At 64.4% G+C, this 19734-nt stretch carries 17 protein-coding genes; 3 read left to right on the top strand and 14 right to left on the bottom strand.

Annotated features, from left to right (window positions below; all coding sequences use genetic code 11):
* Positions 1 to 64 precede the first annotated feature (64 nt).
* Positions 65 to 1456, top strand: a complete 1392-nt coding sequence (locus FVF58_RS21470) for a CoA transferase (RefSeq protein WP_149671860.1) — start codon at positions 65 to 67, stop codon at positions 1454 to 1456.
* Between the two features lie 115 nt (positions 1457 to 1571).
* On the opposite strand, the gene FVF58_RS21465 is transcribed toward FVF58_RS21470, so the two are convergent.
* Positions 1572 to 2318 carry a GntR family transcriptional regulator gene (locus tag FVF58_RS21465; protein WP_115780853.1) on the bottom strand — a complete coding sequence of 249 codons (747 nt, stop codon included), beginning with the start codon at positions 2316 to 2318 and terminating at the stop codon, positions 1572 to 1574.
* A 189-nt stretch (positions 2319 to 2507) separates the two neighbouring features.
* On the opposite strand from FVF58_RS21465, the gene FVF58_RS21460 reads away from it, so the two are divergent.
* Positions 2508 to 3353: an aldo/keto reductase gene (locus FVF58_RS21460; RefSeq protein ID WP_149671859.1), complete on the top strand. Its 846-nt coding sequence runs from the start codon at positions 2508 to 2510 to the stop codon at positions 3351 to 3353.
* Between the two features lie 60 nt (positions 3354 to 3413).
* Here the strand turns inward: FVF58_RS21460 and FVF58_RS21455 are convergent, their stop codons facing one another.
* The 12 genes from FVF58_RS21455 to FVF58_RS21405 form a co-directional block, all read right to left on the bottom strand.
* On the bottom strand, positions 3414 to 3887 hold the full coding sequence (locus FVF58_RS21455; RefSeq protein ID WP_149671858.1) for a hypothetical protein: 474 nt from the start codon (positions 3885 to 3887) through the stop codon (positions 3414 to 3416).
* A gap of 376 nt (positions 3888 to 4263) precedes the next feature.
* Positions 4264 to 5088 carry a hypothetical protein gene (locus tag FVF58_RS51555; protein WP_188130891.1) on the bottom strand — a complete coding sequence of 275 codons (825 nt, stop codon included), beginning with the start codon at positions 5086 to 5088 and terminating at the stop codon, positions 4264 to 4266.
* Positions 5089 to 5385: 297 nt separating this feature from the next.
* Positions 5386 to 7581 (bottom strand): ABC transporter ATP-binding protein, encoded by a 2196-nt coding sequence (locus FVF58_RS21450; RefSeq protein ID WP_149671857.1) that lies wholly within the window; start codon positions 7579 to 7581, stop codon positions 5386 to 5388.
* The gene (locus FVF58_RS21445; protein ID WP_149671856.1) at positions 7578 to 8444 is read right to left on the bottom strand and encodes an ABC transporter permease; all 867 of its coding nucleotides are present in this window, start codon (positions 8442 to 8444) and stop codon (positions 7578 to 7580) included. The genes FVF58_RS21450 and FVF58_RS21445 overlap by 4 nt, the downstream gene beginning before the upstream one ends.
* Positions 8441 to 9451: an ABC transporter permease gene (locus FVF58_RS21440; RefSeq protein ID WP_149671855.1), complete on the bottom strand. Its 1011-nt coding sequence runs from the start codon at positions 9449 to 9451 to the stop codon at positions 8441 to 8443. Before FVF58_RS21440 ends, FVF58_RS21445 begins: the two co-directional genes overlap by 4 nt.
* 31 nt (positions 9452 to 9482) lie before the next feature.
* Positions 9483 to 11150, bottom strand: coding sequence for an ABC transporter substrate-binding protein (locus FVF58_RS21435; RefSeq protein WP_149671854.1), 1668 nt, complete (start codon positions 11148 to 11150; stop codon positions 9483 to 9485).
* Positions 11151 to 11491: 341 nt separating this feature from the next.
* Positions 11492 to 12511 (bottom strand): HoxN/HupN/NixA family nickel/cobalt transporter, encoded by a 1020-nt coding sequence (locus FVF58_RS21430; RefSeq protein ID WP_149671853.1) that lies wholly within the window; start codon positions 12509 to 12511, stop codon positions 11492 to 11494.
* Between the two features lie 18 nt (positions 12512 to 12529).
* Positions 12530 to 13045 carry a cupin domain-containing protein gene (locus tag FVF58_RS21425; protein ID WP_149671852.1) on the bottom strand — a complete coding sequence of 172 codons (516 nt, stop codon included), beginning with the start codon at positions 13043 to 13045 and terminating at the stop codon, positions 12530 to 12532.
* A gap of 204 nt (positions 13046 to 13249) precedes the next feature.
* Entirely contained in the window at positions 13250 to 15355 is a 2106-nt protein-coding gene (fusA, locus tag FVF58_RS21420; protein ID WP_149671851.1) for an elongation factor G, read from the bottom strand.
* A gap of 279 nt (positions 15356 to 15634) precedes the next feature.
* On the bottom strand, positions 15635 to 16144 hold the full coding sequence (locus tag FVF58_RS21415; protein ID WP_149671850.1) for a DUF192 domain-containing protein: 510 nt from the start codon (positions 16142 to 16144) through the stop codon (positions 15635 to 15637).
* A 145-nt stretch (positions 16145 to 16289) separates the two neighbouring features.
* Positions 16290 to 16481 carry a hypothetical protein gene (locus FVF58_RS21410; RefSeq protein WP_149671849.1) on the bottom strand — a complete coding sequence of 64 codons (192 nt, stop codon included), beginning with the start codon at positions 16479 to 16481 and terminating at the stop codon, positions 16290 to 16292.
* A 423-nt stretch (positions 16482 to 16904) separates the two neighbouring features.
* Positions 16905 to 17474, bottom strand: coding sequence for a pseudouridine synthase (locus tag FVF58_RS21405; protein ID WP_149671848.1), 570 nt, complete (start codon positions 17472 to 17474; stop codon positions 16905 to 16907).
* Positions 17475 to 17814: 340 nt separating this feature from the next.
* Here FVF58_RS21405 and icd point away from each other — a divergent pair, with 340 nt between their 5' ends.
* Positions 17815 to 19071 carry an NADP-dependent isocitrate dehydrogenase gene (gene icd / locus FVF58_RS21400; protein ID WP_149671847.1) on the top strand — a complete coding sequence of 419 codons (1257 nt, stop codon included), beginning with the start codon at positions 17815 to 17817 and terminating at the stop codon, positions 19069 to 19071.
* A gap of 174 nt (positions 19072 to 19245) precedes the next feature.
* Here the strand turns inward: icd and FVF58_RS21395 are convergent, their stop codons facing one another.
* On the bottom strand, positions 19246 to 19452 hold the full coding sequence (locus FVF58_RS21395) for a cold-shock protein (RefSeq protein ID WP_007180614.1): 207 nt from the start codon (positions 19450 to 19452) through the stop codon (positions 19246 to 19248).
* Between the last annotated feature and the right edge of the window lie 282 nt (positions 19453 to 19734).

Below are 19734 nucleotides of genomic sequence, written 5' to 3'. Positions count from 1 at the left end.
GGGTCGGAAATCTAGACTCGGTTCACTTCGCAATTCACTTTCCACCTGCTCCGAGCCGAACGCCATGACGCCCGAACTCGCTCTCAAACATATCTGGACCGTCGCGGGATGCGACCCGGCCGCGCTGCGATCCGTGTCGCTGACCGGCGCGGACCCCGGCTTGCCGTCGGTCTACCGCGTCGGCAGCCTGGCCTCGGCGACTATCGCCGCGACCGGCCTTGCGGCGGCCGAATGTCAGCGCTTGCGCACGGGGCGCAGGCAATCGGTAGCGGTGGAGATGCGGCGCGCGCTGGCGGCGTTTCGCAGCGAACGCTATTTGCGCATTGACGACGGGCCGCCGCCTGCGTTGCGCGACCCGGTCACCGGTTTCTACGAGACGCGCGACGGCCGCTGGATTCAACTGCATACGAATTTTGCGCACCACCTGCGCGGCGTGCTGAACGTGCTCGGCTGCGACAACGAGCGCGCTGCGGTGGCCGCCGCGATTCGCGGCTGGGACGGTGCGGCGCTCGACCAGACCCTCGCCGACGCAGGCCTGTGTGCCGCGTTGATTCGTACGCCCGACGAATGGGCCGCGCTCGACCAGGCGAAAGCGATTGCGCGGCTGCCGCTGTTCGAGATCGAGCGTATCGGCGATGCGCCCGCCGAGCCGCTCTGCCACGGCGGCGCGGACCGTCCGCTGGCGGGCGTGCGAGTGCTCGACCTGTCGCGCATCATCGCCGGGCCGGTGGCCGGGCGGGCGCTCGCGCACCATGGCGCGGACGTGTTGCTGATCAACGGTCCGCATCTGCCGAACATTGCGCCGCTGGTGATCGACAACGGGCGCGGCAAGCGCTCGGCGGTGCTCGATCTGCGCGCCGCCGCCGGCTGCGAAACCCTGCACGGCCTGGCAGACGATGCCGATGTGTTCCTTCAGGCGTATCGTCCGGGCGCGCTGGCCGCGCGCGGCTTCGGCCCCGAGGAATTGGCGCGGGTGCGGGCGGGGATCGTGTATGTGTCGGTGTCCGCGTATGGACACGATGGGCCGTGGGCGCGGCGGCGCGGGTTCGATAGCCTGGTGCAGTCGGCGAGCGGGATTGCCTTTACCGAGCGGCAGGCGGCAGGCGACGCGCAGCCAAGGCATCTGCCGTGTCAGGCGCTGGATCACGCGACCGGCTACCTGGCCGCGTTCGGTGCGATGACCGCGTTGACGCGGCGGGCCGCCGAAGGCGGAAGCTGGCACGTGCGGGTTTCGCTCGCGCAAACCGGACGGTGGTTGCAGTCTTTCGGCATGCTTGCCGATGGCTGGCGCACCGCCGATGTCGCGCTCGACGACGTGCGCGATTGCATGGCGAGCGTGCAGTCGGAGTTCGGCCGCGTACTGGCGGTGCAGCCGGCTGAAGAGCTGGCGCAGACGCCTGCTTTTTATGCGTTGCCACCGGTTCGGGTGGGCGCGCACGAGGCTAGATGGGTGTGATCGTTTCAGCCTTTGCGCCGTGCTCGCGCGGCGTCGCTGATCGATCGCGGCGCAAGCACGAAACAAGCACGAAACAAGCGGCACACAACCCCAGTCGCCCGCTACGCCCAACCAGCTACTTCCTCAACTCCGCAACGAAATCGTAGTAATCGTTGCGGCAGTACGTATCGGTCAATTCGATCGCCCGCTGATCGGCGGTATAGCCGACGCGGGTGATCAACAGCAGCGCTTCGTTCGGCGCGATGCTCATCTGCTGCGCGATTTCCTCGTTCGCGTTCACCGCGCGAAAGTGCTGCAGAGCCCGCACGATCGTCAGTCCGCGGTTTTCCAGGTACGTGTACAGCGAATCGCCAATCGCCTGCGGGTCCGGGATCACCGCCGCCGGAAAAGTGGAATTCTCCACCGCCATCACGATGCCGTCGGCGAGGCGCAAACGCCGCAGCCGCGTCACCGCGGCGGCCGGCGACAAGCCGAGCTGGATCACCTCGTCGCGGTTGGCCGGCGAGATCTCGCGCGACAACCACTTCGAGCTCGGCGTAAAGCCGCGCCGCCGTAGCATTTCGCTGAAGCTCGACAGACGCGACAGCGGATCTTCATAGCGCGGCGTGATGAAACTGCCCGCGCCCTGAGTGCGGCGAATCAGGCCCTGTTCGACCAGCAGCGCAATGGCCTTGCGCGAGGTGATTCGCGATACGCCGAGCGCCTCTGACAACACGCGCTCCGAGGGTAGCGCTTCGCCGGCGTTCCAGCGGTTTTCGTGGATGGCGCTGCCGAGCTTGCGAGCAAGTTGCAGATATAGCGGTGTGTCGTTTTCCGGGTCCGGGCGCAGGTCGCGCCAACGGTCTTCCGAGGCAGAGGTCATGGGGCTCACGCAAGATAGGCAAGCGGCAATTCTATGACATCGGCGCATCCCGTTATAGCGGGCTTTTGCCTGGGGGGCGGTCGAATGCTCATCGAGCCGCTAAACTCGTCGCTATGAGTTTCGTAGCCGGCGCCGCGCGGCGCCGCGCGCAATTGCATCAGTTGAATCGAGCCACTTCGAGGAGTCAGCATGACGAGTGATATCGCGAGCGTGAGCTTGCCCGACGGCGAGCGTATTCCCGCACTGGGGCAGGGGACCTGGGAAATGGGCGAAGTGGCGGCGCGGCGGGCGCAGGAAATCGCCGCGCTGCGTTGCGGCATCGAACTGGGCATGACGCTGATCGATACCGCGGAAATGTACGGCGACGGCGCGACCGAGAGGCTGCTCGCCGAAGCGCTGGCCGGCTTGCGCGACGAGGTGTTTCTGGTCAGCAAGGTGTATCCGCACAACGCCAGCCGACGCGGTGTGGTCGCGGCCTGCGAACAAAGTCTGAAGCGTTTGAAAACCGACCGGCTCGATCTGTATCTGCTGCACTGGCGCGGTTCAGTGCCGCTCGCGGAAACCGTCCACGCGTTCGAGACGTTGCGCGCGGCGGGCAAGATCCGGCATTGGGGCGTCAGCAATTTCGACACCGACGACATGGAAGAACTCGTCGCCACGCCCGGCGGCGACACGTGCGCGACCAATCAGATTCTCTACAACGTCGTGCGTCGCGGACCGGAATTCGACCTGTTGCCGTGGCTCGCCGCGCGCAATATGCCGGCGATGGCCTATAGCCCGGTCGATCACGCTCGCCTGCCGAAACGCTCGCCGCTCGACGACATTGCCGGCGCGCGTGGCGTCTCGGTGTTTCAGGTGGCGCTCGCGTGGGCGTTGCTCAAGCCCGGCGTGTGCGCGATTCCGAAGGCGGGCCGCGTCGAGCATGTGCGCGACAACCATCGCGCGTCGCAGCTGCGTTTGAGCGGCGATGAACTCGCCGCGCTCGACGCTTACTTCAAACCGCCGCGCAGCAAGCGTCCGCTCGAAATGCTGTAGGCGGGCGCGGCGGCGCTCGCTTGCGGCACGGCGGCGCGGTGGCTCAGCGCGCGGGTGGGATCAGGTGCAGGCGTGATGCATATGCACGGAGCCCAGCACCGCGACTTCGGCGGGGGTGTGCTTGAGGGCATCGTCGTCGACCTGGGCGGCGTCCGCGAGGAAGTCGTCGATGATGGTCGATACGGGTACGTCGCGCAGACACAGCGACACGCGCTGCGTTTCGTTCGGCGGGAGCGCCGTGCGCTGGCCGAGGAACAGCACGCCGTACTGATAGCCGTGGATGATGCCCCGGATCGCGCCGACGCACTGGCCTTGCGCGGTGTTGTCGTTTCTCTGTTTGCAGGTCTGGACGAGGGAGTAGGCCGAGAAGGTGGGATCGACGGGCGGCGCGGCTTGCGACATCGTCGGCGGCATCGGCTGCGCCGCCTGGGCCGCCGGCGTTTGCGCATGAGCGAGCGATGCGAGGCCCAGCGCGGCAACCATCAGCAGGCCAGTGGCCGCGCGCGCTGCGGAGGGGTGAACGTTTCGTTGCATGTTGTGGGCCCTCATATCGAACGTTGAATTGGATATGAGGCGATCGCCTCGGATTGGTTCCACAACACGTGTGCGCGGCCGGGTTGTTTTATGCGCTTTCGCGGGCTCGGCGCGGCGGGCGCCTTTGACCTATGGTTTACGCGTGGCTTGCGGCGCTTCAAAGCCGCTCGACAGCGGCGTCACTCGGCCTTCGCGGCGATGGCCCAGGCGCTGACCGTGGCGATCGTCGAAAGCAACCGGCCTCGGGCGGTGACGCTCGACCGGGGGATCGAGACATCACCGCCGATGCCAGCGGATCGCGACGGCATGCCGGGAGTGTGGCGCCAGCGGGGCAGGGTGCGGGGGCACCCTGCCTGGGACAGGGCGAGTGCTAGTGCTAGTGCCCGTTCCCTCCGCCATTGCCACCCCCGTTGCCGCCGCCACCCTTGCCTCCGTGACCGCCGCCGAAGCCTCCGCCAAAGCCTCCGCCGAAGCCGCCACCGAAGCCGCCACCAAAACCACCTCCAAAGCCACCACCCTTGCCACCGCCCGAGCCGCCGCTGGAGCCGCCGCACCCGCAACTGCCGCTCCCGCTGCTGCCATTGCCTCCGCCTCCGCTACTGCTTCCACCGCTACCGCTCCCACCACTGCTACTTCCACCACCGCTACTTCCACCGCTGCTACTTCCACCGCTGCTACTTCCACCGCTGCTACTTCCACCGCTGCTACTTCCACCGCCGCCACCCCCGCCGCTGCTGTTTCCCTTGCTACCGGCGCTCGCCCCGGCGTTGCCACCAGCGCCGCTTGAGCCAGCCGCCCCAGCGCCGACCCCGCTATTGCCGCTTGCTCCCGAGCCGCCATTGCCGGCACTTGCCGCGCCGTTGCTTCCGCTGCCGCCGGCGTGGCGTGCGCATCCTCCGGCGCTCGCACCGCCGCAGTCGCGCGGTATGAATACCGCGGCTGCATCGTCGGCGGCGGTCACTTCGCCGGGCGCGCTGCCTGTCGCCAGTGCGCCTGACGACGAGCCGTCGTCCTGTGCCAGTTGCGTCGGTGCGCGCTCCGCGTTGCCCGGCACCGACGCATCGGCAAGCACTATCCACCTGGGAATCACCTCGGTCGATGCCGGGTACGCCACCTCGGTCGCCAGCACCACTACGCCCGCCACGATCATCGCCTGCCGAATAACCCCGCAGTAGTACTGATTGAATCTTCTGGTTTTCATCGCCTCTCTCCCCGAGCGAACGACGGTACCTCGTTGCCGCCATCTGCTATGCCGAAAGCGTGGCGGCGGACCGATCTGAACGCGGGCCTTGTTGCCCCCCCCGAATCTGTTTTGCCGAGTCTCTTCACGGATCTTTCGGCTTCGAGTGTCTGAACCGTAATTAGCGATATCCATGCCACGGGTCGCGAAGCCTTGCCGCGACACGCGCCGGATAGGGATATGCGATGCACGCGATGAAAAAACGCGTGAAAACGTTTCGGCGATGAAACGCGTCACGCAAAGTCACGTCAAAACGCGTTATTCGCTGCGGCCAGCGTTCTGCGGCGCGTTTGCGGAGCGTTCGGGCGAGACGTTGGCTGGGCCTTCGTCCGGCGTGTCGCGTGAGGCGGTTTGCAACGCGCGCAATGTGGCAACCGGGATGTGACAGCGGATTCGATGCGCGCCCGACTGCGCCGCGTCACCTTGCTGGCCCGCGTCGACAAAGGGTGGCTCCTGCTGCTCGCAGATCGCGCCGAGCTTGCGCGGACAGCGCGTGTGAAAGACGCAGCCGGAAGGCGGCGACGCCGCGCTCGGCAGTTCGCCGGAAAGACGGATGCGAGCCTGCCCGACGTGTGCGCCGAGCGTCGGCACGGAGGACAGCAGTGCCTCGGTATAAGGATGCTGCGGGCCGCCGAACACCGCGGCGGCCGGTCCGATTTCCAGCAGCCTGCCGAGATATAGCACCGCGATGCGATCCGCGAGATAGCGCACCACGTGCAGATCGTGCGAGATTAACACGTAGCTCACGCCGCGCTCGCGTTGCAGGTCGGCGAGCAGATTGAGGATCGCGGCCTGCACGGAGACATCGAGCGCGGAGGTCGGCTCGTCGCAGACCACCACGCGCGGCGCCCCGGCAAACGCGCGGGCAATCGCCACGCGCTGCTTCAAGCCACCCGACAACTGCCGCGTGCGCGAGCCGAGATAGCGCTCGGGCAAGCGCACCGCAGCCGTCAGCGAGGCGAGCCGTTGGTCGAGCGCGGCGCCGCGCAATGCGGTGACGCGCGACAACGCGCGGCCAATCAGCCGCTTCACCGAATGCGCGCGATTGAGCGCCGAGTCAGGGTTCTGGAACACGGTCTGCAACGACTTCAGCTGCTCGTCGCTGCGCCGGGTGACACGCGCGGCGAGCGGCGCGCCGTCGAGTTCGAGCACGCTGCCCGCGTCGGGGGTGAGCAGTCCGAGCATCAGCTTGGCGAGCGTCGTCTTGCCACTGCCCGATTCGCCGACCAGACCTAGCGTCTCGCCACTGGCGAGATCGATCGACACATCGTCGAGCGCGCGCAGCGGTGCGCCGGATACGTGGAACGTCTTCGAGAGTTTCTGTGCGCGCAGCACGGGCGTTGAAGGCGAGCCGTCCAGCGAGCCGCGCGGGTTGTCGGCCAATGCTTCCGGGGTCGCGCGAGGCAATTCGATGGCGCGCTCATGGTAATGGCAGCGCGACATCTGATCGCCCCGCGCGGCGATCAGCCGGTACGGCGGCGGCGCTTCGCGGCGGCAGCGGTCGTCGGCGAGACGGCAGCGGTCCGCGTAAATGCAGCCTTGCGTGACCGAGCCCGGCGGCGGCAGGCCGCCTGCGATCGTATCGAGCCGCCCGCTGTCCTTGTTGCGCCCCGCCGTGGGCAGGCAGCGCAACAGTCCGACCGTGTAGGGATGACGCGGCCGCGTGAACACGTCCCCGGTCGCGCCTTCCTCGACCAGCTTGCCCGCGTAAAGCACGCCGACGCGCTCGCACATCCGCCCGATCACCGCGAGGTTGTGGCTGATGAAGAGCACCGCGGTGCCGAGTTCTTCGCGCAACTGCGCGACGAGGTCGAGTACCTCCGCTTCGACGGTGGCGTCGAGTCCGGTGGTCGGTTCGTCGAGAATCAACAGCGCGGGGTTCGACGCGAGCGCCATCGCGATCACCACGCGCTGCTGCATGCCGCCCGACAATTGATGAGGATAACTGTCCATCACGCGTTCGGGCGACGCGATGCGTACCCGTTCGAGCATTTCGCGCGTGCGCCGCAGCGCATCGTCACGCGCGGCGCCGGCGGTTTCGAAGGCTTCGGAGACTTGCCGCGCGATCGTCAGCGACGGATTGAGCGCGCGCGCCGGGTCCTGATAGACCATCGACACCGTGTTCGCACGCAGGTTGCGCAACGCATCGGCGTCGAGCTTCTGCACGTCCGCGCCGGCGATCGTGATCCTGCCCGCCTTCACCTTGCCGTTGCGCGGCAGATAGCGCAGCGCCGCCATCGCTACGGTCGACTTGCCGCAGCCCGATTCGCCGACCAGCCCATAGGCTTCGCCGCGCCGCACGCGAAACGACACGTCCTGCAGCACTTCGCGATCGCGTCCGCGTATCCGGTACGTGACCGTCAGGCCGACGACCGTCAGCGCGTCCGTGCGGTCGCTCTTCGACACGTCGAAGGCGGCGAACGGGGTGGCGGGGGTAGGCGGTGCGACGCTCATCGGTCGAGCACTCCCTGCACGCTGTCGGCAATCAGGTTCACGCCGACCACCAGCGAGGCGATCGCGCCGGCCGCGAACACCACGGTCCACCATGCGCCGCCCGCCATCAGCGTGTACGACTCGGACAGCGCGAGACCCCAGTCGGCCGAAGGCGGCTGAATGCCGAAGCCGAGAAACGACAGCGTGGCGACCGCGAAGATCGCATAGCCGAGCCGCACGGTGGCCTCGACGATGATCGGCGGCAGCACGTTCGGCAGGATCTCGACGAACATGATGTAGGGTGCGCGTTCGCCCCGCAGTTGCGCGGCGGCCACGTAGTCCAGATGCCGTTCCGCGAACACGGCAGCCCGCACGGTGCGCGCGGTGATCGGCGTGAAGGTGATGCCGATCACGAGGATCACGGTGAAATTCGACGCGCCGACCGCGGCCAGCGCGAGCAGTGCGACGATCACGAGCGGCAGCGCGAGCACGGCGTCGATCGCGCGGCCCACCACGTTATCCACCCAGCCCTCGAAATAGCCGACGATCAAACCGAGCGCCGTGCCCGCGACCGTGCCGAGCAGGGTCGCAAGCGGCGCGATGGTCAGGATGTCGCGCGCGCCGACGATCACGCGCGAGAACACATCGCGGCCGAGCTGGTCGGTGCCGAACCAGTGCGTGCGATCGGGCGGCAGCAGCGAATTGAGCGGATCGGACGCATAGGGGTCGAGGCGCACGATCCATGCGCCCGCGAGCGCGCACACCACCCACCACACGACAATGATCACGCCCACCACGAAGGTCGGCGAACGCAACAGCTCGCGCAACTGCTCGAAACGCGGCTCGGCGGGTGGAGCTTGAGTCGGCGGAACGACGGCGCTCATTCGGCGCTCCTGACTCGCAGCCGCGGATTGAGCAGCACATGCAGCGCATCGGCAACGAGATTGGCGAGCGTATAAACAACGCCGATCGTCAGCACGCCGGCTTCGAGCATCGGAAAGTCCTTCGCCTTGGCGGCGTTGTAGATCAGCGAGCCGATGCCCTGATAGCGGAACAGCGTCTCGACCACCACCAGCCCGCCGATCATATAGCCGAGCTGCGTCGCGGCGACGGTGATGGTCGGCAGCAGCGCGTTGCGCAACACGTGCCGCCAGATCACGATGTGGCGCGGCAAACCCTTGAGGATTGCGGTGCGCGTGTAGTCCGCGTCGAGCGCTTCGACAGTGCCCGCCCGCGCCATTCTCGCGATGTAGCCGAAAAACACCAGCACCAGCGGCAGCACCGGCAGAATCAGATGCCGCAGTTGTTCGAGCGCGCTGGCTTCGGGCGGATACGACGCTTCGATCGGCAGCCAGCGCAGCCATACGCCGAACACCAGAATCAGCACGATCGACGAAACGAATTCCGGCACCACGGTCGCCGACAAACCGGCAATGCTGATCGTACGATCGAGCCAGCGCCCCGCGTGCATCGCCGACCACACGCCGCCCGCGATGCCGAGCGGCACGACGACGATGAACGCGAGCAGCCCGAGCTTCGCCGAATGCGCGAGCGCGTCGATGATGAACGGCGCGACGGTCTCGCGATACGCGTACGAAAGCCCCATGTCGCCGCGCAGGAAATGCGTGATCCAGTCGACGTATTGCGTGACGAGCGGCCGGTCCGCGCCGAGCTGATGGTTGAGCGCGGCGACCGCGCGCGCGTCGGCGAGCGGTCCGAGCACCGCGCGGCCGATGTCGCCGGGCAACAGCTGCCCGCCCGCGAACACGATCACCGACAACAGCCATAGCGTGATCAACGACAAGCCCATGCGCGCGCCTAGAAAGCGCGCGACGCGGCCCGCGTTGCCGCTCGATACGCTGGAGGCCGAAGGGGGCACCGTGGCCGACATCGTGAGCTCCTGTCGAAGGCTGCGCCGGTGCTTACGCGCTCAGCACCGCGCGGTCGAAATAGAGTTGCGCGAGCGCGGTGAAGCGCACGCCGTTCACGCCTTTGCGCATCGCGATCAGCTGATCGTAGAAGAACGGGATGATGATGGGCGTTTCGTCGAGCAGCAGCGTCTGGATCTGCGCGGAGATTTTCTTCTGTGACGCGAGGTCGATTGCCGCGACGAACTGCGCGACCAGTTGATCGTATTGCGGATTCCTGAAATGCGCGGCATTCCACGTGCCGGTGCTGGTGAGCGGCGCGTTCAGGAACACGTTCGGCACGCCGCGATGGCCGTAGTCGGTGATGCCGAGCGGCGAGTCGAGCCAGTCGGATTTGCCCGGCGTGCCCGCGCCGTAATACAGCGACTGGCTCTCGACCTTCAGATTGATGCGCACGCCGATCGCCTTCGCCGCGTTCTGCACGACCACCGCAAGGTCGGGAATCTCCATGTATTTTTCGGTGGTCAGCGTCACGTCGAAGCCGTTCGCCACGCCCGCTTGCGCAAGCAGTTGCTTCGCCTTTGCGATGTCGATCTTGCGTTGCGGCACGCCCGCATCCGATGACGGAAACACCGGCGCGAACGGACTGTCGTTGCCGAGTTGCGCGCGGCCCTTGAACAGGCCGCGCACCAGCACGTCACGATCGAGCGACAACGCCAGCGCCTGACGCACACGCTTGTCCTTGAACAGCGGGTTGTCGTTGCGCATGTGAATCTGCCGATGCGCGCTCGACTTCACCCCGACCGCCTTATAGTCCGGATTGTTCAGAATGCCGGCGCCGCCCTGCACGGTGAAGGTGCCCATCACGTCCGCCTGATGGCCTTGTAATGCGAGCAACTGGGCCTGCTCGTCGGCATAGAACGAAAACTGTACGCGTTGCGGTAACGCTTTTTCACCCCAGTAATCTGGATTGCGCACGAACGACGCGCCGACCTTGGGTTGATATTTCTCGAACCTGAACGGACCCGTGCCGATGAAGGTCTTTTCATAACCGCCCGCGTAGTTCGCGGGCAGGATCACGGCGTTGTAATTGTCCGACGAGACGTAGTACGGGAAGTTGCCGTTCGGCGCGTCGAGATGAAACGCGACCGTGTGATCGTCGACCACTTTTGCGCCGCCTTTCGACAGGACGCCCTTGAGCACGGAGAGCGCCGCCGAACCGCTCGCGGGATCGGCGAGGCGGTCGAAGGTGGCGACCACGTCTTTCGCGGTGAACAGCTGACCGTCGTGGAACTTGACGTTGGGGCGCAGCGCGAAGGTCCACACGTCGCCCTTGTCGTTCGGCTTCCACGACACGGCGAGCGCCGGTTTCAGCATGAGCTTCTCGCCGTCGTCGTCGATCAGGAACTCGCCGGTCTGGTTCAGGAGCGCGAGACTGGCGGCATCGGTCACGGTGAGCGGATCGACCGCGCCGGCGGGCGTCAGGTGGGCGACGCGGATCGTCTGACCGGATGCGCCAGGCGTTCCCTGCGCCCGCGCTCGCGGCGCGTTCAGCAGCGCACCGCCGCCCGCGAGCGCTAACCCGATCACGCTCGCATGGCGCAGCAGTTCGCGGCGCGTGAGGCGGCCAGCGAGGAATTCGTCGATGGCGTGGTTGCCGTAGGCGTCGGCGGTGAGGCGGGCTGCGTCGAGTGCGAGAAATCGGTGCGCGGGGTTTTTCATCGATGGAGAGTCCAGTCCGTTCTGTTGCCGGTTCTGACAAGCCGCGCCGGATACGCGCGGCGCGGCGCACGCCTTTGACACGCGCCTGAGATGATCGGGGCGAAAGCCTGCGCAAAGCGGTTTCAGTGTAAGCGATTGATCATGGGTCCGGCGCGCCTGGGGCGTTGCTGGCTCGCCGATTGGCCGATAAAGGAGCCGCTGTGTATCGTGGCCACAACGGTCGCCAACAGTCATCACGACGTTCGACGCCTGCGACTCATACGCCGCCTCCGCCGTCACGGACGAATCGCCGATGCCGCGCCGGCATCTTTACCGATTGCGTCGTGCGCCAGGGATCGGATTTACCGCGCGACCCCAGCCGGGCGCCGCCAGCGATGAAACAGCACTGAACCGATCCAGCACGCCATGAAGGCCGCGACGATTCCGTAGCCGAGCGCGCCGAAGCGCTCGTTCACGCTCGCGACCTCGTTCCATATGCCGCCGTTCAAACCGAGCTTGTCCGACAGCAGCCCCAGCGCTTCGACGCCGCCGATCACGATCGCCACCAGCGCCGACACGAACGTGATGCTGGCGTTGTAGTAGAGCTTGCGCTTCGGATCGTCCATGGCCCAGCCGTAGGCGTGGACCATCAACACGTTGTCGGTCGAATCGACCAGCGTCATGCCCGCGGTGAAGAGCGCGGGGAACACGAGAATCGAATACAGCGGCAAACCTGTGCCGGCCTGGGACGCGGCAATCGCCAGCAAGCCGATCTCGGTCGCGGTGTCGAAGCCAAGTCCGAACAGCACGCCGACCGGGTACATGTGCCAGCTTTTCGTGACGAGCCGGAACAGCGGCCGCAATGCGCGCGACAGCAGCCCGGCCGGTGCGATCGAATCCGCCGTTTGTGCAGCCATTTCGCCGTCGTGCTGAACGTGGCGGTAACGGCGCCACACGTCGCGCAAAATCACGAGGTTCACGGCCGCGAGCACCAGCAGGAACGTCGCCGAAACGAGTGTGCCGAGCGTGCCGCCCACTTGCTCGAAGGTCTCGAAACGGCCGTGCAGCGAATGCGCGGTCCATGCAATGCCGATCGTCGCGGCGATCACGATCGTCGAGTGTCCCAGCGAAAACGCGAGGCCCACGCCGAGCGGCCGCTTGCCGGTCTGCATCAGCTTGCGCGTGACCGCGTCGATCGCCGCGATGTGGTCCGCGTCGACCGCGTGACGCAGACCGAACCCATACGCGAGCAGCGCGGTCCCGAGCAGCAACGGGTAATGGCGAAACGCGATCAGCGCCCAGCCCCAGGCGCCGAGATTGGCGGCGATCAGCACGGCGTACAGCGAGAACAGGCGAGGGCGCAGCGAAGCGGTCGGCGTCATGAGTCGCGGGGTCAGGAGTTAGTGATCGTGCGGATGCTTGTGAATCGGATCGACCCAGTAGACCGTTTCGGGCGCTTCCACCGCGTCGATGTTCAGATTGACCACCACCGCTTCGTTGTCGCTGCGCACCAGCACGCATTCGAGCGGGTCGTCGGTGCTCGCATTGATCTCCTGATGCGGGACATAAGGCGGCACGAAAATGAAGTCGCCCGGGCCGGCTTCCGCCGTGAACTCCAGGTGCTCGCCCCAGCGCATGCGAGCCTGGCCGCGCACCACGTAGATCACACTTTCGAGCGCGCCATGATGATGCGCGCCGGTCTTCGCGTTCGGATGGATCGTCACGGTGCCGGCCCAGATTTTCTGCGCGCCGACCCGCGCGGCGTTGATCGCGGCGGCGCGATTCATGCCCGGCGTTTGCGCGGTGTTGCTGTCGAGCTGGTCGCCCCTGATGACCTTCACGCCGTGCTCGCGCCAATCGACCGACGCAGCCGGTTGCTCAGCCCGGTAGTGCGGGTGTTCGTGATCCTGGCTCATGATGTCTCCTCCTCGGCGTGGCTTTTGCGTCGATCGGCGCGGCGCCGCCCGGCATTTTTGCACGGTCAAAAAACGGTTGGGTAGACGCGCCGCGCGAGCGGCGCGGGCGCACGAAAAAAAGCCCGCTCACAAGGAGCGGGCTTCGCGTCGCTAGCGTGGAGCAGCCTTGACCGCGCGCGGCAGGCGACGTGTTCATTGCAGCGCTTACTTATGCTTCGCGTTGATCACGGCCTCGGCGACGTTGTTCGGCGTTTCGGCGTAGTGCTTGAACTCCATCGTGTAAGTCGCGCGGCCCTGCGTGGCCGAGCGCAGCGACGTCGAATAGCCGAACATCTCCGCGAGCGGCACTTCGGCGCGCACCAGCTTGCCGCCGCCGCCGGCGATGTCTTCCATGCCCTGCACGAGTCCGCGGCGGCTCGACAGGTCGCCCATCACGTTGCCCATGAAGTCTTCCGGCGTTTCCACTTCGACCGCCATCATCGGTTCGAGCAGCACCGGCTTGGCCTTGCGCATCGCCTCCTTGAATGCCATCGAGCCGGCCATGCGGAACGCGTTTTCGTTCGAGTCGACATCGTGGTACGAACCGAAGGTCAGCGTCACCTTCACGTCGACCACCGGATAGCCCGCCAGCACGCCGGCCTTCAGCGTTTCCTGGATGCCCTTGTCGACCGCCGGGATGTATTCGCGCGGAATCACGCCGCCCTTGATCGCATCGACGAACTCGTAGCCCTTGCCTTGCGGCGCCGGCTCGAGCGTGAGCACCGCGTGGCCGTACTGGCCGCGACCGCCCGACTGCTTGACGAACTTGCCTTCGACGTCCTCGACCTTGTTGCGCACCGTCTCGCGATACGCGACCTGCGGTTTGCCGACGGTCGCCTCGACGCCGAACTCGCGCTTCATCCGGTCGACCAGAATTTCCAGGTGCAGCTCGCCCATCCCGGAGATGATCGTCTGGCCGGATTCCTCATCGGTTTGCACGCGAAACGACGGGTCTTCCTGCGCGAGCCGGTTCAGCGCGATGCCCATCTTTTCCTGGTCGACCTTGGTCTTCGGCTCGACGGCCTGCGAGATCACCGGTTCCGGGAAGATCATCTTTTCGAGGATGATCACGTGGTTCGGATCGCACAGCGTGTCGCCGGTGGTCGCTTCCTTCAAGCCGACCGCCGCGGCGATGTCGCCCGCGTAGACCTCCTTGATTTCCTTGCGCTCGTTCGCGTGCATCTGCAGGATCCGGCCAAGGCGCTCTTTCTTTTCCTTGATCGCGTTGTAGACCGTGTCGCCCGAATTCACCACGCCCGAATACACGCGGAAGAAAATCAGCTGGCCGACAAACGGGTCCGTCATGATCTTGAACGCGAGCGCGGAGAACGGATCGGTGTCGTTCGGATGACGTTCGATTTCCTTGTCATGTTCGTCGTGACCGGTAATCGCCGGCACGTCGACCGGCGACGGCAGGTAGTCGATCACCGCGTCGAGCATGGCCTGCACGCCTTTGTTCTTGAACGCGCTGCCGCACAGCATCGGCACGATTTCATTGGCAATGCAGCGCGCGCGGATGCCGTGCTTGATTTCCTCTTCGGTCAGCGTTCCGCCGTGCAGGTATTTGTCCAGCAACGTCTCGTTCGCTTCGGCGGCGGCCTCGACCATCTTGTCGTGCCACTCCTTCGCGGTAGCCGCTAGTTCCGGCGGAATATCGCGGTACTCGAACTTGATGCCCTGGTTCTCTTCGTCCCAGAAAATCGCCTTCATCTTGACCAGATCGACCACGCCCTGGAAGTGGTCTTCCGCGCCGACCGGGATCTGGATCGGCACCGCGACGCCCTTCAGGCGATCGCCGATCTGCCGCTGCACGCGGAAGAAGTCCGCGCCGACGCGGTCCATCTTGTTGACGAACGCGATGCGCGGCACCTTGTACTTGTTCGCCTGGCGCCACACCGTTTCGGACTGCGGCTGCACGCCGCCGACCGAGTCGTACACCATGCACGCGCCGTCGAGCACGCGCATCGAGCGTTCCACTTCGATTGTGAAGTCGACGTGGCCCGGGGTGTCGATGATATTGATCCGATGTTCGGGATAGTTGCCGGCCATGCCTTTCCAGAAGGCGGTGGTGGCCGCCGACGTGATGGTGATGCCGCGCTCCTGCTCCTGTTCCATCCAGTCCATCGTCGCCGCACCGTCGTGAACCTCGCCGATCTTGTGGGTCACGCCGGTGTAGAACAGGATGCGTTCAGTGGTGGTGGTTTTGCCGGCATCGATGTGAGCGCTGATGCCGATATTCCGGTAGCGCTCGATGGGAGTCTTGCGGGGCACGTGAACCTCCTTGGAATAGCGCGCCTGAAACGCTTGCCGGACGGCAGTCTGTGCTACCCGGCGAGCCTGGGTGCTGCTTTACTGAGATTACTAGGATAGCGCGTCGGCCCGGCTTTTGCAGGAATCTTGCCAGGCGGCGCGAGCGCCGGCTGAGGGGGCTTTGGTCGGCTGCGCCGGGGGCGCCAGGAGCGGCCGCGCGGCACCGCCGCAATGAAAAAAGCCGGTGCCCTTACCGGGGCGCCGGCTTTTCTACAATCGGTGAAATGAAGCGGTACCGGCTTATTGCTGAACGGCTGGCAAGCCGTGGATCTGCATCCCCGGCTTGATCCCCTTCGACGTGAACCAGCCCTTTGGCATCTCCAGCGCAAACACGCCGTTGTGTGTCGGGCAGTGGTTGTTGGTGGTCTCGGCCTGCATTTCGTCGATGTCGGTGATCGTGCCGTCCGCGCGCATGAACGCGATCGACAGCGGGATCAAGGTGTTCTTCATCCAGAAGCAATGCCCGGCGTTTTCGTTGAACACGAACAGCATGCCTTCGTTCGGTCCGAGCTTCGTGCGATACATCAAACCTTGTTCACGGTCCGCGTCGTTGGCCGCGACGGCGGCGTCGATCACGAACATGCCCGCGGTCAGTTTCACGCGAGGAAATTCGCTGGGCTGCTTCGCGCCAGGCGGCATCTGCTGCGCATGAGCAGGGGCGGCAGTGGTGGCGGCGAACGACAACGCAGCGAGCGGCAATGCAACGGCAACGGCGAAACGCGCAATCAACGAGCGCATGAAAAATCGCACGGCATGACTCCTTGCTGGAAATTAACCCGCGAATGTTACGCGAGCGCGTCAAAAACAAAAAGGCAGATCGCCTTGCGGTGATCTGCCTTACAACGCCGTAAGAACGGCAATGAAGCTAGTTCTTGACTGCGTTTTTACAACAAACTTACTCCGATGCTGCCGAAGCTGCAGCAGCAGTTGCTGCCTTCTTGTGCGACTTCTTGTGAGCGTGCTTCGTGGTCTTCTTTGCCGACGAAGCTGCTGCCGGAGCTGCCGGAGCTGCTTCCGGTGCCGAAGCTTGTGCGAATGCTGCCGTTGCGAAAAGGCCAGCGACCAGAGCGGCGATCAGTTTGTTCATTTTGTGAATCCTCAGCTTTAGTAAATTAACCAAATGACCCGGCTATATGTAGAGTCATGTCGGTAAACGTGCCATCCACCTTTCGGTTGACAGCCGTATCGAACAAAATTTTTTTTCGACACGTCTGCTTAGCGCTCAGACTCCCTGCGCTCACCGCGCGAGCGGCTTGTGCAAAGGCCCTTAAGGCTGAATGCCGGATAGCTTCGGGCGGCATCTGGGTCGAATAACGCGTGAGCTTGCGCAGCGGTTGACGCGAATTTTCCGGAAAATTTGCATCGCGGCAGTGCGATGCAAATGCCTCTTTGTTTCACGCTTTTATCGCGATGGTTTCACGCGTGATTTTGTTTGCCGATACAACGGCTTAGGTGTCTCTTTGCAAAGAAAAGCCGCTACGTGTGACAGTTTTTATCACAGCGCGCGCGTTCAGACGACACCTTCCCACGGCGCCTTCGACGGCAATTCGACACTCTCTCCCGGCTGAAGTCCGAGTGAAAAAATGTCGAGCGCGCCGATGCCCACGCGCACGAGGCGCAGCGTTGGAAAACCGACTGCGGCTGTCATGCGACGCACCTGACGGTTCTTGCCTTCGGTGATCGACAACTCGATCCATGTGGTCGGGATCGCGGCGCGATAGCGAATCGGCGGAGTGCGTGTCCATAGTGTGTCGGTCGGCTCGACATAGTCCGCGCGACAGGGAAGTGTCACGTAATCGCCGAGATCGACGCCGCGCGCGAGCTTCTTCAACGTGGCGGGATCGACCGCGCCTTCCACTTGCGCCCAATAACGTTTGACGAGCTTGTGACGCGGCTCGGCGATGCGCGCTTGCAGTGCGCCGTCGTCGGTGAGGAGCAGCAGGCCTTCGCTGTCGGAGTCGAGCCGGCCCGCCGGATAGACGCCAGGCACCTTGACCCAGTCGGCCAGCGACGCACGTGTCTCGTGCGGCGAGAATTGGCAGATGGTGCCGAACGGTTTGTTCAGTGCGAGAAGGCGCATAGAGGAAGTGGATCAAGGTCGCGCGGACACCGCCGCGGCTGAAGCGTCGCGAAGGCTTCAAAAAAGCCGCCGCTTTGGTGATGAATGGCGCGATGATAATGCATAAACCGAAACGGCCATTCCCGTGTCTTATAAAAGACATGAGAGGCAAGGGCACGGCGGACGGCGGGTTTCGTCCATGTTGGAAAACCCCGAGCCGTTGCGGCCTCGTCGCGGCGAGCGCGTGGGCTAGAATAGCGGCCAGGCCGCCTGCGCGGCGTCTGGCATTGCGCGTAGCGAGGAGCACCCATTTTCGCAGTCTCCCATCTGCTTTCTGCACAGCCTTCACTGGAGTCCGATCATGTCGTATCAGCACATCAAGGTTCCTACCGGTGGTGACAAGATCACTGTCAACGCCGACTTCTCGCTCAATGTTTCCGACCAGCCGATCATTCCGTTCATCGAAGGTGACGGCACGGGTCTCGACATCACGCCGGTGATGATCAAGGTAGTCGACGCGGCGGTGGAGAAGGCCTACGCAGGCAAGAAAAAGATCCACTGGATGGAGATCTACGCGGGCGAGAAATCGACCAAGGTGTACGGCCCGGACGTGTGGCTGCCGGAAGAAACGCTGCAGGTGCTCAAGGAATACGTGGTGTCGATCAAGGGGCCGCTCACCACGCCGGTCGGCGGCGGCATCCGTTCGCTGAACGTCGCGCTGCGCCAGGAACTGGACCTGTATGTGTGCTTGCGGCCGGTGCAGTATTTCAAGGGCGTGCCTTCGCCGGTGCGTGAGCCCGAGAAGACCAACATGGTGATCTTCCGCGAGAACTCGGAAGACATTTATGCGGGCATCGAATGGCCGGCCGAATCGGAACAGGCGAAGAAGGTCATCAAGTTCCTGCAGGAAGAGATGGGCGTGAAGAAGATCCGCTTCCCGGAGTCGTCGGGAATCGGCATCAAGCCGGTGTCGCGCGAAGGCACCGAGCGTCTGGTGCGCAAGGCGATCCAGTATGCGATCGACAACGATCGCCGCTCGGTCACGCTGGTGCACAAGGGCAATATCATGAAGTACACCGAAGGCGCGTTCCGCGACTACGGCTATGCGCTGGCGCAAAAGGAATTCAGCGCGGAACTGATCGACGGCGGTCCGTGGATGAAGGTCAAGAATCCGAAGACGGGCGGCGACATCGTGGTGAAGGACGTGATCGCGGACGCGTTCCTGCAGCAAATCCTGCTGCGCCCCGCTGAATACGACGTGATCGCCACGCTGAACCTGAACGGCGACTATGTGTCGGATGCGCTGGCCGCGCAGGTCGGCGGGATCGGGATCGCGCCGGGCGCGAACCTGTCGGACTCGGTCGCGATGTTCGAAGCGACGCACGGTACCGCGCCGAAGTACGCGGGCAAGGACTACGTGAATCCGGGCTCGGAAATTCTGTCGGCGGAGATGATGCTGCGCCACCTCGGCTGGACCGAAGCGGCGGACCTGATTATCGAGTCGATGGAAAAATCAATTCTGCAAAAACGCGTCACTTATGACTTCGCGCGGCTGATGGAAGGCGCGACGCAAGTGTCCTGCTCCGGCTTCGGGCAGGTGCTGATCGAGAATATGTAAAACGAAGCTATGCAGCGATGCGAACGGGGCAATCCAGTTCGCATAAAAACCCCGGCGCCGGGAGGTGGCCGGGGTATTTTTTTGAGCGCCGAAATGCCCGATATTTGGGATTCGTCGGCCCCAAAAAAGAAACCCGGCGCGAAGCCGGGTTTCAAAGGACGGGAACGAACAGCCTCAGGCGGGTGCCTGAATGTTCGATGCCTGTTTGCCTTTCGGGCCTTGCACGACCTCGAAGGTCACCTTCTGGCCTTCCTTGAGGGTCTTGAACCCATTCATCTGGATGGCCGAGAAGTGTGCAAACAGATCCTCACCCCCTTCGTCGGGCGTGATGAATCCAAAACCTTTTGCGTCATTAAACCATTTGACCGTACCAGTTGCCATTCCAACTTCCCCTGTAACTCATGTCACTACCACGAGCCCTCGAAAAGCTCCACGACCGCGCGAGCAGCCGCTCCCTCCTCACAAGCTCACCATCGGCATTTTTTCGAATTTATGGCTCAGTGAAAAAAGTGCCAGCTTGATTGTTGGGGCTCTTTATTCGAGTGTCAAGAAAATTTTGAGATGTCGTTGTCGCGTTGCAAACAGGCACTTTCCAGGGGTTTTTCCCGCTTCCGTTATGTGCGGTCGCGCAAGCGGGCCGTCTTGAAAAGTCGCATAATCGAC

Origin of the sequence: Paraburkholderia panacisoli (assembly GCF_008369935.1) — a bacterium.
In the GTDB taxonomy this organism is placed as follows: Bacteria; Pseudomonadota; Gammaproteobacteria; order Burkholderiales; family Burkholderiaceae; genus Paraburkholderia; species Paraburkholderia panacisoli.
This window is presented reverse-complemented; position numbering and strand designations above follow the sequence as displayed.

Bases quoted from the DNA above. Each gene is read 5' to 3' on its own strand.
- FVF58_RS21425 (WP_149671852.1), bottom strand. From the start codon at position 13,045: ATGAGCCAGGATCACGAACACCCGCACTACCGGGCTGAGCAACCGGCT.
- FVF58_RS21395 (WP_007180614.1), bottom strand. From the start codon at position 19,452: ATGGCAACTGGTACGGTCAAATGGTTTAATGACGCAAAAGGTTTTGGA.
- FVF58_RS21470 (WP_149671860.1), top strand. From the start codon at position 65: ATGACGCCCGAACTCGCTCTCAAACATATCTGGACCGTCGCGGGATGC.
- FVF58_RS21465 (WP_115780853.1), bottom strand. From the start codon at position 2,318: ATGACCTCTGCCTCGGAAGACCGTTGGCGCGACCTGCGCCCGGACCCG.
- FVF58_RS21410 (WP_149671849.1), bottom strand. From the start codon at position 16,481: ATGAACAAACTGATCGCCGCTCTGGTCGCTGGCCTTTTCGCAACGGCA.
- FVF58_RS21430 (WP_149671853.1), bottom strand. From the start codon at position 12,511: ATGACGCCGACCGCTTCGCTGCGCCCTCGCCTGTTCTCGCTGTACGCC.
- icd (WP_149671847.1), top strand. From the start codon at position 17,815: ATGTCGTATCAGCACATCAAGGTTCCTACCGGTGGTGACAAGATCACT.
- FVF58_RS21445 (WP_149671856.1), bottom strand. From the start codon at position 8,444: ATGAGCGCCGTCGTTCCGCCGACTCAAGCTCCACCCGCCGAGCCGCGT.
- FVF58_RS51555 (WP_188130891.1), bottom strand. From the start codon at position 5,088: ATGAAAACCAGAAGATTCAATCAGTACTACTGCGGGGTTATTCGGCAG.
- FVF58_RS21455 (WP_149671858.1), bottom strand. From the start codon at position 3,887: ATGCAACGAAACGTTCACCCCTCCGCAGCGCGCGCGGCCACTGGCCTG.
- FVF58_RS21440 (WP_149671855.1), bottom strand. From the start codon at position 9,451: ATGTCGGCCACGGTGCCCCCTTCGGCCTCCAGCGTATCGAGCGGCAAC.
- FVF58_RS21450 (WP_149671857.1), bottom strand. From the start codon at position 7,581: ATGAGCGTCGCACCGCCTACCCCCGCCACCCCGTTCGCCGCCTTCGAC.
- FVF58_RS21460 (WP_149671859.1), top strand. From the start codon at position 2,508: ATGACGAGTGATATCGCGAGCGTGAGCTTGCCCGACGGCGAGCGTATT.
- FVF58_RS21405 (WP_149671848.1), bottom strand. From the start codon at position 17,474: ATGCGCCTTCTCGCACTGAACAAACCGTTCGGCACCATCTGCCAATTC.
- FVF58_RS21435 (WP_149671854.1), bottom strand. From the start codon at position 11,150: ATGAAAAACCCCGCGCACCGATTTCTCGCACTCGACGCAGCCCGCCTC.